The organism is Paenibacillus dendritiformis (assembly GCF_945605565.1).
In the GTDB taxonomy this organism is placed as follows: Bacteria; Bacillota; Bacilli; order Paenibacillales; family Paenibacillaceae; genus Paenibacillus_B; species Paenibacillus_B dendritiformis_A.
In genome coordinates this window covers 864,865-877,635 of sequence record NZ_OX216966.1, presented here as the reverse complement: position 1 = coordinate 877,635, position 12,771 = coordinate 864,865, and the positions used below count along the sequence as shown (strand labels likewise).

Annotated in this window: 9 protein-coding genes, 1 tRNA gene and 1 pseudogene; 4 read left to right on the top strand and 7 right to left on the bottom strand. The window is 56.1% G+C overall.

Going from position 1 to position 12,771, the window contains the following annotated elements; genetic code table 11:
* Nucleotides 1–14: 14 nt before the first annotated feature.
* The 5 genes from gpmI to NNL35_RS03860 all read right to left on the bottom strand — a co-directional run bounded on the left by gpmI (nt 15) and on the right by NNL35_RS03860 (nt 6,104).
* Nucleotides 15–1,556, bottom strand: coding sequence for a 2,3-bisphosphoglycerate-independent phosphoglycerate mutase (gene gpmI / locus NNL35_RS03880; RefSeq protein ID WP_006679167.1), 1,542 nt, complete (start codon nt 1,554–1,556; stop codon nt 15–17).
* Between the two features lies 1 nt (nt 1,557).
* A complete protein-coding gene (gene tpiA, locus NNL35_RS03875) occupies nt 1,558–2,310 on the bottom strand; it encodes a triose-phosphate isomerase (RefSeq protein WP_006679166.1) in 753 nt (250 codons plus the stop codon).
* A 60-nt stretch (nt 2,311–2,370) separates the two neighbouring features.
* The gene (locus tag NNL35_RS03870) at nt 2,371–3,552 is read right to left on the bottom strand and encodes a phosphoglycerate kinase (protein ID WP_006679165.1); all 1,182 of its coding nucleotides are present in this window, start codon (nt 3,550–3,552) and stop codon (nt 2,371–2,373) included.
* Nucleotides 3,553–4,008: 456 nt separating this feature from the next.
* Nucleotides 4,009–5,016, bottom strand: coding sequence for a type I glyceraldehyde-3-phosphate dehydrogenase (gene gap / locus NNL35_RS03865; protein WP_181454460.1), 1,008 nt, complete (start codon nt 5,014–5,016; stop codon nt 4,009–4,011).
* A 32-nt stretch (nt 5,017–5,048) separates the two neighbouring features.
* Nucleotides 5,049–6,104, bottom strand: a complete 1,056-nt coding sequence (locus tag NNL35_RS03860; protein WP_006679163.1) for a sugar-binding transcriptional regulator — start codon at nt 6,102–6,104, stop codon at nt 5,049–5,051.
* Nucleotides 6,105–6,496: 392 nt separating this feature from the next.
* Here NNL35_RS03860 and NNL35_RS03855 point away from each other — a divergent pair, with 392 nt between their 5' ends.
* From NNL35_RS03855 to NNL35_RS03845, 3 genes are all read left to right on the top strand, one after another.
* Entirely contained in the window at nt 6,497–6,859 is a 363-nt protein-coding gene (locus NNL35_RS03855) for a DMT family transporter (RefSeq protein WP_006679162.1), read from the top strand.
* Nucleotides 6,859–7,173: a DMT family transporter gene (locus NNL35_RS03850; RefSeq protein WP_006679161.1), complete on the top strand. Its 315-nt coding sequence runs from the start codon at nt 6,859–6,861 to the stop codon at nt 7,171–7,173. Before NNL35_RS03855 ends, NNL35_RS03850 begins: the two co-directional genes overlap by 1 nt.
* A gap of 115 nt (nt 7,174–7,288) precedes the next feature.
* Nucleotides 7,289–7,363, top strand: a tRNA-Arg gene (locus NNL35_RS03845).
* Nucleotides 7,364–7,424: 61 nt separating this feature from the next.
* Here the strand turns inward: NNL35_RS03845 and NNL35_RS03840 are convergent.
* Both NNL35_RS03840 and NNL35_RS03835 read right to left on the bottom strand, forming a co-directional pair.
* Nucleotides 7,425–7,739: pseudogene (locus NNL35_RS03840) on the bottom strand (hypothetical protein); the annotation flags it as partial.
* Between the two features lie 548 nt (nt 7,740–8,287).
* Nucleotides 8,288–10,207: a heparinase II/III domain-containing protein gene (locus NNL35_RS03835; RefSeq protein ID WP_006678115.1), complete on the bottom strand. Its 1,920-nt coding sequence runs from the start codon at nt 10,205–10,207 to the stop codon at nt 8,288–8,290.
* Nucleotides 10,208–10,328: 121 nt separating this feature from the next.
* Here NNL35_RS03835 and NNL35_RS03830 point away from each other — a divergent pair, with 121 nt between their 5' ends.
* Nucleotides 10,329–12,674 (top strand): helix-turn-helix domain-containing protein, encoded by a 2,346-nt coding sequence (locus NNL35_RS03830; protein WP_006678116.1) that lies wholly within the window; start codon nt 10,329–10,331, stop codon nt 12,672–12,674.
* The last annotated feature ends 97 nt before the right edge of the window (nt 12,675–12,771 follow it).

Genomic DNA, 12,771 nt, shown 5'->3' with positions numbered 1-12,771 from the left:
AATAGCTGTATTGATTATTTCTTGTCAATTAACGAAGTCCCGGTCATTTCTTCCGGCTTCGGCAGCTGCATCAGATCGAGAATCGTCGGCGCGATATCGGCCAGGATGCCGCCTTCGCGCAGCTCGACGTCCTTCGCGGTGACGATGAACGGCACCGGATTCGTCGTATGCGCCGTGAACGGACGGCCTTCCTCGTCGAATACCATATCGGCATTCCCGTGATCCGCCGTAATGAGGCAGACACCGCCCTTGGCCAGTACCGCTTCGACGACGCGGCCCATGCATTCATCCGTCGCCTCGACCGCCTTGATCGTCGGCTCCAGCTTGCCGCTGTGCCCGACCATGTCCGGGTTGGCGAAGTTCAGAATGATTGTGTCGTGCACATCCGATTCAATCTCGCGCACAGCCGCTTCCGCCACCTCATACGCGCTCATTTCCGGCTTCAGGTCGTAGGTCGCGACCTTAGGCGAAGCGATCAGAACGCGCTTCTCGCCTGGAAGCTCCACGTCGCGGCCGCCGCTGAAGAAGAACGTCACGTGCGGATACTTCTCCGTCTCGGCGATGCGAAGCTGCTTCTTGCCATGCTGAACAAGAACCTCGCCAAGTGTATTATCAAGCTCCTTCGGCTTGTACGCCACGAATCCCCCGACGGTCTCCGCGAACAGCGTCAAGCAGACGAAGTACAGGCTTTTCGGATAATGATCTCCCCGGTCAAAGCCGCGGAAATCTTCGTTCGTGAACACCTGGGACAATTGAATCGCCCGGTCCGGACGGAAGTTCGAGAACACGACCGCGTCGTTGTCGCGCACGAGGCCGACCGGCTCATTGTTCTCGTCGACGATAACGGTCGGCATGACGAATTCGTCGAATACCGACTGCTCGTACGATTCCTTCACCGCTTGCAGCGGATCGCGGTATCTCGGCCCGTCGCCGTATACCATCGCGCGGTACGACTTCTCCGTCCGCTCCCAGCGCTTGTCGCGGTCCATCGCATAGTAACGGCCTTGCACCGTGGCGATGCGGCCGACGCCAAGCTCGTCGATTTTCGCCTGCAGGCGCTCGATATAACCGATCGCACTGTCCGGAGCGACGTCGCGTCCATCGAGGAAGGCATGAACATAGACCTTCGTCAAGCCGGACTTCGCAGCCATTTCCAGCATTGCGAGTGTATGATCGATATGGCTGTGCACGCCGCCGTCCGACAGCAGGCCGTACAGGTGAAGCGCCGTGCCGTTCTCTTTCGCATGCTTGACGGCCCCGAGCAGCGTTTCGTTCTCGAAGAAATCCCCTTCGCGAATCGATTTCGTAATCCGGGTCAGATCTTGATACACGATGCGGCCCGCGCCGATGTTCAGATGGCCGACCTCAGAGTTGCCCATCTGGCCTTCCGGCAGACCGACCGCTTCACCGCAGGCGGTAAGAGTCGTATGCGGGTACGTATTCATATAACGATCGTAATTCGGCTTCTTCGCCTGCGCGACAGCATTGCCTTCCGTTACGTTGCGCAGTCCGAAGCCGTCCATAATAATCAGAGCTACAGGTCTAGGTGCAGACATCTTACTTCGCCCCTTCCACCAGTTGAATGTACGAACCCGGCTGCAAGCTGGCGCCGCCTACCAATGCGCCGTCAATATCGCTTGCTCCCATATATTCGCGAACATTCTCTGGCTTCACGCTTCCGCCGTATTGAATGCGGACCGCTTGCGCCACTTCCTCATTGTACAAGCCGGCGACGACGCTGCGGATGTAACTGATCGAGTCATTCGCATCTTGAGCCGTCGAAGATTTGCCCGTGCCGATCGCCCATATTGGCTCGTAAGCGATGACGACGGTCTTCGCCTGCTCGGCGGACAGACCTTGGAACGCCGCTTCCGTCTGCACTTTGCACACGTCGTTCGTCTTGCCGGCTTCGCGCTCTTCCAGCGACTCGCCGACGCAGACGATAGGCGTCAGGCCATGCCGGAATGCGGCATGCATTTTTTTGTTCACGATCTCGTCCGTCTCCGCGAAGTACGCGCGGCGCTCGGAGTGACCGATAATGACATATTCTACGCCGAGGTCTTTCAGCATCGCGCCGCTGATCTCCCCGGTGAATGCGCCGGAATCTTCAAAATGAAGGTTCTGCGCGCCAATCTTGATGGATGTGCCCTTCGACGCTTCCACCAAAGCCGGCAAGTTCGTGAACGGTGCGCAGATGACGCTTTCTACGCCTTCTACTTCCGCCTTCCCTTTCACGTCTTGAATGAAAGCGACGGCTTCCGGAACCGTTTTGAACATTTTCCAGTTCCCTGCAATAATCGGTTGTCTCACGCAAGCTCAACTCCTTCTGCACAGCAGAAGCGGCGGGAACGCCGCTGCCGCTTCACTTCCTTACTTATCGTTCAATGCCACTACGCCAGGCAATTGCTTGCCTTCCATGAATTCGAGGGACGCGCCGCCGCCGGTCGAGATATGGTCCATCTTGTCTTTCAGATGGAATTTCTCTACCGCTGCCGCGGAATCGCCGCCGCCGATGACCGTATAACCTTCGGTCTCTGCGCAAGCCTGGGCGACCGCGCGCGTTCCGTGAGAGAACGGTTCGATCTCGAACACGCCCATTGGTCCGTTCCATACGATCAACTTGGAGTTTTTGATGACATCCGCATAGATTTCGCGTGTCTTCGGCCCGATGTCGATGCCTTCCCAATCAGCAGGAATCTCGTCGATGGAGACCACCTTCGTATTGGCATCCGCGCTGAAGTCATCCGATACGACGATATCGACAGGCAGGTAGAAATTCTTGCCGAGCTGCTTCGCCTTCTCGATGAAGCCAAGCGCGACATCGAGCTTCTCGTTGTCGCACAGCGATTGGCCGATCTCATAGCCTTGTGCCTTGAAGAACGTGTAAGCCAGACCGCCGCCGATAATGACGTTGTCCGAGATTTCCAGCATTTTGTTGATGACGTCGATTTTGTCTTTGACTTTGGAGCCGCCGATAATCGAAGTGAACGGACGTTCCGGATTGGACAACGCTTTGCCCAATACCGACAGTTCCTTCTCCATCAGCAGGCCGGATACGGCTGGCAGATGATGCGCGATGCCTTCGGTCGAAGCATGCGCCCGGTGCGCGGCACCGAAAGCGTCATTCACATACACGTCCGCAAGCGCTGCGAACGCCTTTGCCAGTTCCGGATCGTTCTTCTCTTCGCCTTTGTGGAAGCGAACGTTCTCCAGTACGACAATGTCGCCGTCGTTCATGCGGTTGATCTCCGCTTGCACCTGCTCGCCGATCGATTCGTCCAGCTTCTTGACCGGCTTGCCGAGCAGCTCGCTCAGACGATTCGCCGCAGGCGTCAGACGCATCGACTCGACCACCTCGCCTTTCGGACGTCCCAGGTGGCTCGCCAAAATAATCTTGGCGCCTTGCTCCGCCAAATACTGAATCGTAGGCAATGTCTCGCGAATCCGGGTATCATCGGTAATCTTGCCGTCTTCCAGCGGCACGTTGAAGTCTACCCGCACAAATACGCGCTTGCCTTTTACGTCGATGTCACGCACGCTTTTCTTGTTCATCTCGCGTTCCTCCTATCACTCGCATGAACGGGCCTCTCTTCGAGAAGCTTGCGTTCATCGGCTCCATACGGTTCTGTTCTCTGTCCGGTATGCGGTGCTGCCGCGGCAGCTTCGCTCTATATTCGTTCTGTATTCGTTCTGTATATCTTTCGATGCCGTCTCTTTCTAAGTCTAATCCGGCTCTATCTATTTTATATCTTGTACGGTTCGGTTCGTATTCCTTACGGAATCGTTCACGGGCTCTCTCCAGCCCTGCCGCCCTGCTCCAAGTCCACGAATGGGCCTGCAGGAGCGTCTCTATCTATCGTTCGGCCGGATCTTTATGTTCATATCCGGCTTCTCTATTCGTTCTTGTATCTGTTCGGTCAGGTTCTCGATATGCCGTACGCGCACGTATGCATGGATCAAAGAGGAGCCCTTTGCGGTTACTCCTCTTTGATTGTCAATGCTATGCGATTACAGGCCTTTTTTTGCGATAAAAGCTACCAGGTCAACAACGCGGTTGGAGTAGCCCCACTCGTTGTCATACCAGGATACGACTTTTACCATATTGTCGCCTACAACCATCGTCGACAGCGCGTCGATTGTGGAAGAAGCTGGGTCGCTGTTGTAGTCGCTGGATACGAGCGGCTCTTCGGAATAGTTCATGATGCCTTTCAGCGGGCCGTTAGCCGCTTCTTTGAGGGCACCGTTCACTTCTTCAACCGTTACGTTTTTGGACAGTTCAACGACCAGGTCCGTTACGGATACGTTAGGCGTAGGAACGCGCATAGCCATACCGTTCAATTTGCCTTTCAGCTCAGGCAATACCAAGCTAACCGCTTTTGCAGCGCCTGTAGTGGAAGGAATGATATTCTCGGCAGCTGCGCGAGCACGACGCATGTCTTTGTGCGGCAGGTCAAGAACGTTTTGGTCATTGGTGTAAGAGTGAACGGTCGTCATCATGCCTTTCACGATGCCGAACTTGTCGTTCAACACTTTCGCGAATGGAGCCAAGCAGTTCGTTGTGCAGGAAGCGTTCGAAATGATGGTGTGGTTAGCAGCATCGTATTTATCTTCGTTAACGCCCATAACGATCGTGATATCTTCGTTCGTAGCTGGTGCGGAGATGATAACTTTCTTCGCGCCGCCTTTCAAGTGCATTTCAGCTTTGTCTTTCGCTGTGAAGATACCCGTCGATTCAACAACGATTTCAACGCCGTTAGCGCCCCATGGCAGGTTCTCAGGGTTGCGCTCAGCGAAGACTTTCACTTCTTTGCCGTTAACGACAAGCGCGCCTTCTTTGGCTTCTACCGTAGCGTCCAGTTTGCCGTGAGTCGTGTCATATTTCAACAGATGAGCCAGAGTTTTGACGTCTGTCAGATCGTTGATTGCGACAATTTCGACTTCCGGATTGCCCAGAGCTGCACGGAACACGTTACGACCAATTCGACCAAAGCCGTTAATACCCACTTTCACCATGATGATTCCTCCCATTTCCTAAGTAGATTTGATTTTTATTGCTCAAGACGGCCCGTAGGCACATCGAGACCACTATGCTTCAACACTTCAACCGCTGCCGCTTCATCGATGACCAGAATGTCTTCATGCCCGTGGCGCAGCACGGCGGCAATGGCTTCGCCCTTGCTCTTCCCGCCTGCGACGGCGATTACCACTTCGGTACGCGTAATGTCCTCCAGGCGCAAGCCCAGAGACAACATCGTATGTACGACGCGGCCATCCCGGTCGAAGTAATACCCCAGCGCTTCGGCGACAGCTCCCTGGCGCTTCAATTCTTCCCGTGTGGCTTCGTCTACCTTCCGGCGCGCAGCCATCACTTGGGCGTCTCCGATGCCATGCACGACGATGCGCGCTTGCCGGATAACCCGCAGAATCTCCTGAATATTGGGCTCTTGCTTCAACGATTGGTACGCTTCTTCGCTCAATTGATCGGGTACATGAAGCAGCCGGTATTGAGCTCCTACGCGCTTGGCCATCGTCGAGGCAATCGTATTCGCCTGGTATTCCAGGCTCTCTCCCAATCCTCCTCGGGCCGGTACGAACCAGTTGCCCTTCCATGGTGTGGCGCTCGTCAATTGATCTGCCACCGCAGCCAATGTGGAGCCGCCGGTCACCGCGACAACATCTTCCTTGCCCATGACGCTGCTGAGAGCGCTGCATACTGCCGTGCCCAATTCATCCTTCACGGCGGGCGATATATCCGAATCGCCGGGCACGACGATGACCTGAGTCAGTCCGAAGGCTTGCCGGAGACTCTCCTCCAGATGGCGCATGCCGAGCAGTTCGCCCATCAAGGGCTCCAACTGGCGGACAAGCTGCCTGCCTTCCTCGCTGATGCGCATGCCCATGCTGTCGATCTCGATCAGGCCCTGCGCCTTCAGCAGGTCCGTCTCCGCCCGCAGCACGCGCTCGGTCATCTGCAATGACGTCGCGAGCGTCCTCCTGCCAATACAATCGGACAACATGATCTGATGCAGGATGGTGTAACGCTTCTTCAACAGTTCGATGAGTTCGGGCAGCAGTCGCTTTTGTAATTGTAACCAATCACGCATTTCTCTCCACTCCTGCTCCGTAACCAACCATTGGACCAAAAACGTCCCATCGCAACGATTTGTGTCCCACCATTATTCTATCGAATAATCGTTCAACTTGCAAGTATCCCGCCTCTATAATGGGCAAGGAAAGAATAACTTATTCATTGTATTGCCCAGCAGAGGCCCGTTTATATTCTCCGCCTATCCTATCCTTACCCATTTGCGGCTCCTTTTGGACAAAACAAGTCCCAGATCCGGCCGGAGACCGCATAGATTCGGGAATGGCCTTTACGAAAAATCAATGATCGTGTAAAATGAATGACAATCATTCATTTTACGTGCAGTAAACCATTCTCAGGCATGAATGGCCTGCTGCATTGGCATCATGTAAGACAACAGGAGGTTTTATTATGGCTTGGCTGCTTGTACTTGTCGCCGCCTTAATGGAGATTGTGTGGGCTTCCGGCCTGAAGTACGCATCAACGACATGGGAATGGATCGGCGTCATCCTTCTCATTACGGTCAGTTACCTATTGCTTATCCAGTCCTATCGGAAGCTGAACGTCGCCATCGCCTATACCGTGTTCGTCGGCATCGGCACGATCGGCACCTATGTGGCCAGCATCTATTTAGGGGAAGCGTTCAACGGGCTGCAGATTACGTTCCTGCTCGTGCTGCTGACCGGTATCATCGGCATGAAGCTGTCAACCCCGAACCGCGAGGATAGCGGGAACCGCGAGGATAGCGGGAACAGCGAAAGGAGAGAGTCCTAATGGCCTGGTTCTATCTAATCTTGTCCGGACTCGAGGAGATCATCTCAGTCATCGCGATGAAGTATGCCGATGGCTTCAAGAAAAAGACGCCGCTTGTCATTATAACGCTCGGTCTCGTCGCCTCCATTTATTTGTTGACTCACGCGATGAGCGTCATCCCTTCCGGGGTCGCGTATGCGGTCTGGGCCGGTGTCGGAGCGGTCGGAATTACGCTCGTCAGCTTGTTCTGGTTCAAGGAGCAATACACGCGGAAGCAGTTTTTCTTCCTGGCGCTGATCGTGGTCGGCATCATCGGACTCCGCCTGACAACCTGAGCGGAGTTCTGGTGCGTGCGTTGCCTGTCTTTATCAGGTCTTATTCATTTCATTTATTTTACTCTTGCATTCCGGCGGCCTATCCACTATAATAAATTTTGCGTCTTCTGATTGTGCGCCCGTGGTCCAATGGATATGACGTAGGCCTCCGGAGCCTGAGATCAAGGTTCGATTCCTTGCGGGCGCGCCATAAGCATCTTGATGATGCCTTTGATATGAAGCGACATATTTAACGAATAGCCTACAGACATTTAGAACATCTTGAACCGCTCCTTCCGCATAGGGAGCCGGGGACGGATGTTTTTTCGTTTTCTCTGAAAAGAGGAAAGACGGCCGAGCGGCCGTCTCAGATTGATGACCAACTCCCGCGAATATTGCATGCTGCAGTCGCGGGAGTTTTTTACGTTTTTTCCATATTTACAAATACGAAAGAGAACTTAGGAGAGGCGACCGGTCTTCCAGAGCCAGGTCGCCATTTTTTTGAGGTTCATGGCGGCAAAAACAAGCATTGCTTGCGCAGACATTCTTTTTAACCCGCGTAAGGTCGTCCACCGAATACCATGCTTCTAAGCTTCGTTAATCCCGCCGCTCTAGTCATCCACCCACTAAAGCTGCATTATCTCCCGCCACTCTAGTCACCTGCTTCACTAAAGCTGCATTATCTCCCCTCCACGCTAGTCACCTGCTCCACTAAAGCTGCAAAAATGCAGCAATTTCATTGACACGAGGTGGCGAAAATAAGATTGCTGCAATAATACAGCAATTACCCTACGGAAAGGCATAAATAGCGTTCAAAATGGCGAAATAATGTAATTTTGCAGGATTTTCTCGGAATTTAGCCTCTTGAGGTTAAAAATGCTGCGCCTGTGCAGCAATTTCATATGGGGACTAGCTTCCTTCATGCGCAGACCATCTAGCTTCACCTAGGGACCAGCTTGTGCCCTAACCTACTCTCTCCTGCCTTCCCCGGCCCCGCCCTTCCTAAGAAAAAAAGACCGTCGACAGGACTTTGTCGACAGTCTGAGACGGCTGAGCGGCCGTCTTTTTTGCTATTTTAGAAGCGAGCTCCTTCCAACGGATTCCGTTCGCTTGCGTGCAGCCCGGCTTCTCCGGCCTACTGCTTATCAAGCACAAACCGCCAGCTGTCCTCATGAATCGGCCGCTTTGCCGTCAGGCGAACCCGATAGATCCTGCCGCCCCATGCGGCACACAGCCGCTCGTCCTCCAGCGCGATCGGCTCCACTCGGGTATTCCACAGCGTCTCGTCATACGACATGCAGGCCTTCGGGACCCCGGCTTCGTCAACCAAGACGACGCGGCCGGACTCGAAGCGCGGCTCATAGGCGCACATCCAGTTCAGCGCCACATCGCTGCTCGGCGCCTCCAACTGCACCGCCTCTTCCACAATGATGCGGGAAGCGGAGCCACTCCCGCCTTGCCTGCTTCCCCCCGCCGGCTCCCGCAGCAGCGTAAAGGTCCGCGTCCACCGGCAAATGCCGGACGCGGCAGGATAGGCCGGCGCGATGTCGACTGTCAGACGCGACAGTCCGACTTCCGCTTCATGACGAACTTCACCCGACCGGAAAGTGCGGCCAGCCGCTTGCTCCGTCCCGTTCACAGTCGGAACGTTGTGATACCCGGACTGCATCGTCCAGATCGAATACCGTTCCGGGCTGAACGTCTTTGCCGTGTAGGTGCCGACGCCGGCGTCGATCCACAACGGGCATTGATCGGCATAGACGATGAAGCTGCCGATGTCATTATGGTTGTGGCTCTCTTCGTTATGGCCGCCCTTCGCGGCAAGGAACCAGCCGCGGCCGTCGCCCCGCTCCCGCGCCACCATCACTTCCACGCCCGGCATCCATCGATCGAGCGGCAGCGCCGGGGGCTCCGCTGCCGCCCCTTCCATATCCGGCAGCGCGAACAGGTCGAAGAGCATCCGCTGCAGGCTCGGAAGCTCCTCGCCCTCCCAATAGCGATGCCCTCCCTGCCGGCGGTAGACATGCCGCCCGAAATCCTCCAGCCGGGCATCTCCGACCGCCTGGCCGAAGCGGGCGATCAGGCCGGCGGGCACGGGGATTCTCGCTGCCGAATCGGCGAAGTTGACATACGCATCCCCTCCGATGTGCATATGGAGAATGTAAGCGGCCATATTGCGGATTTTCGGCTCGGCGAATACGTCAATCGCGCCGCCCGTGGCGGCATGCAGCAGCTGCAGGGCATCATACAGCGAAGCAGCGGCCCGCACCCAGTAAGCGGGTCCTTCATCACAGCCGCCATCCTCTTCATAGGAAGCGATGAAGCGGTCGAGGCTGCGAAGCGCCTTGTAAACGAGAGCAGCGCGGCGCTCCGCCTTCTCCTCGGTGAGCAGCAGCACGGCCAGGCAGTTGGCATTGCACCATGGATTCCAGTTGTTGATCAGGAGATCCGGCTGGAAAGACATCCACCAGTAGCCGTCCTCCCGTTCATACGAATCGAGGATGCGCGTCTGCAGCTCTCGGCGAAGGCGCGTGCCCAGCGGAGGGCAATGCTCATCCAGCGCTCCCCGCAGCACATAATATGACCAAGCCAGCATAGCTGCCGTCTCCCCGGCGCCGAGGTCGAAGACCGGCCGATCGATATCGGGAAGCGATTTGCTCTTCACGCGGCTGACCCCGTTCAGATGAGCCGGCCAGCACCAGGTGCTCTCCTCGCACATGGCCCAGATGCCGTTCACGATATCATCCAGGAAGCGTCCCTCGTATTCCATGCATTCGGCCATTACGAGACGGACCAATGCCTTGCGGCGCGCGAAATAGGGCTCCTGATACCGCGATCGGTCCCCCGTCCGGACATAATCCATATACAAGGTGGCCGGCAGCGCAGGCCACTCCATGCCGAGGCAGGCCTCTGCCTCACGAATCCAGAACGACCGGACTCCATCGTCCAACGCCAGCCAAGCGTCCCGCCGCGCAGCGGCCGGTACCGGTTCATAGACATGGATTGGAGCAAGCGCCGTTCCGATCACGTCCGGACCATACTTTTCTGTCAGCATAATTAACAGCCTCCCTTTCTTTTGCCGTGTTGCTTCCGAATCTGAACGTTAGCGCTTTCATTTGTGCTATACTAGAACATATTTACCCCGACATTTTGAAAATGTTAGGAGGCACCGCCCCTTGCTAGCTGCCAAGACTCACAAGTTCTCCCATCTGCTGCGTCCGGTCCGCCATAAACAAAAGATGCTCATCTCCATGCTGCTGTTGGCGACCATCCCCGTGCTCGTGCTCGGTCTGACAATCTCGAACGTCCTGACCTCCACCATCCGGGAGCAGGCCACCCTGTACAACACGACGCTGCTCCAGCACGCCCAGAGCAAAATGAACGATCAGATCAAGAAGATAGATGAGCTGCTTCTTCAATATACGTATTCCGACAAGCGCGCCTATCCCGGCATTCTGGCCCAATTCGCCATGAAAGAGCTGTCGCCGCGCCATCCCGAAGTTGTCCGCCAGCTGCAGAATGTGCTCGTCAATATCCGCAGCGGCATGGAGCATGTCGTCGAGCTCGACTTCTATTCCTTCCAATCCGAACGCATCCTGACCTCGGACAATCATTTGCTGACCGAGGAAGAGTTCCGCGATCCGCTCGCCCTGGACCGGGCGAGACATATTTCGCTGCAAGGCGTCTGGATCGATACTCGCACCAGCATTCCGGCTAATCATCGCATTGACCGGAACGTACTGACGTTGATCCGGCCCATCGCCGAAGACTCAACCGAACGAAAATCCATCTCCGGCGCGATCATCGCTTACCTTGACGCCGATACGCTCGGCAACCAGATGTCAGCGAAAAACAGCTACTCCACCCTCTCCCTGTTCGCCGTGAACGGCCAGGGCCAGATTATGCTCGACACCGATCGCAATCAGATTGGGCGCACGATTAGCGCGGACAACCTGGAGTTAATCAAGAACGCCGAACCGCTCGCCCAGATTCGGACCCGGTTGAACGGGGTCGACTCCGTGCTGAGCGTCCTGCCCTCCCGGAATCAGGACTGGTACTACATATCCGCCATCGCGGAAGACGAGCTGAACCGAAGCGCGGACCGGGTGCAAGGATTGACCCTCGGCATTTCATTAACCTTCGTGGCCGTCGCCGCCCTGCTCTCGCTGCGCGCAGCGACCAGCCTGTACCGTCCTGTAAGGAAGCTGACCCAGGCGATCCAGCCGCTCCGCTCATCCAAGCAGTGGAACGGCCAGGACAACGACAATGAAATCGAGCAGGTGCATCACGCGATCAAATCGATGATCTACGAGAACCGGCAGCTCGAGAGCAGCCTGAGCCGCTATCGCGACAAAATGGAGCAGCACACGCTGCATCAATATTTGCTTGGCAGCATCCAGGAGCATGAAGCGCGGACAGACATCCAGTACGGCAGCAGCGCCTCCTATATCGCCATCATGCTGCTTGCCTTCGATCCTTGGAAGCTGCATGCGAAGTACCCGCATGACGATCAGTACCTGCTCTATTTCGCGGTCGAGAACATGGCGCTGGAACTGGCCGAACGGTACGGCCAAGCGTATTCGCTCATGATGAAGCCAGGGCAGCTGGCCGTCTTCATCTCCCATTCCGAGCCGCTCGAGCCGGATCAATTGAAGCAGGCGAGCGCCGATCTGCTCCATGCGATCGAGACCTATTTGCAGCTGACGGTGACGCTCTCCGTCTCCTACTCGCTGCAAGGGCTCGGCGGACTGCCCGATGCCTACCGCCAGGCCGAGCAAGCTTCGCGCTATCGGTTCGTGCTGAATGAGGATCAGGCCATCTTCATCCATGAGCTGGACCCGGCGCTCAGCTTCCAACTGGAGGACATCACCGAATCGACGTACAAAATCTTGGATAGCCTGAAGGCCGCGAAGCTCGAACCAGCCCGGACCGAGTTCATCCATCTGATGGAGGGGCTGAAGGAAGGCGCTATCTTCTCCGTCGATTCGGTGCACGGCTTCTTCTCCCAGCTGCTCGGCTCGATGCTGCGCTGCATGGAACACCATCACGGGATGGAGTTCGCGCCGGAGCTGCAGCGCATGCTGCTCAGCGCCCTGTCCGCCCAGCAGACGCTCGGCGATGTGGAAGCCTTCTTCCTGATCGAGGTGTTCGGACGGCTCAAAACGCTGCTGGACGAGCAGGCCCATCCGAAGCATACGGAACGGATCGAGCGTGTCATCGCCTATATCCATGACCATTATGATCAGGACATCTCGCTGCAGCACTGCGCCGACGCCATCGGCCTGAACACGTTCCAGGTCAGCCGTTTGTTCAAGAAGCATACCGGCTGCAACTTCGTGGACTACGTCATTACGTACCGCATCGAAAAGGCGAAGGACATGCTGCTTCATACCGATATGCGCATTCAGGATATCGCCGCCAAGCTGCGCTACACGTCGGTGCAGAACTTCATCCGCACGTTCAAAAAGACGACCGGAACGACGCCGGGACAATACCGCAAGCAGATGTCCGAACAGGAATAAGCCGCTAGGCAGTTCTATGCGGCCGCTAGAGGAAGCAACGGCTCCCGGTTCTCGCCGCCCTTAGTGCGGGCAGCATTCGTCGGTAGTCTGCCGTATC

Coding starts and splice junctions, on each gene's coding strand:
- gpmI (WP_006679167.1), bottom strand. CDS start 1,556: ATGTCTGCACCTAGACCTGTAGCTCTGATTATTATGGACGGCTTCGGA.
- NNL35_RS03870 (WP_006679165.1), bottom strand. CDS start 3,552: ATGAACAAGAAAAGCGTGCGTGACATCGACGTAAAAGGCAAGCGCGTA.
- NNL35_RS03860 (WP_006679163.1), bottom strand. CDS start 6,104: ATGCGTGATTGGTTACAATTACAAAAGCGACTGCTGCCCGAACTCATC.
- NNL35_RS03855 (WP_006679162.1), top strand. CDS start 6,497: ATGGCTTGGCTGCTTGTACTTGTCGCCGCCTTAATGGAGATTGTGTGG.
- NNL35_RS03850 (WP_006679161.1), top strand. CDS start 6,859: ATGGCCTGGTTCTATCTAATCTTGTCCGGACTCGAGGAGATCATCTCA.
- NNL35_RS03835 (WP_006678115.1), bottom strand. CDS start 10,207: ATGCTGACAGAAAAGTATGGTCCGGACGTGATCGGAACGGCGCTTGCT.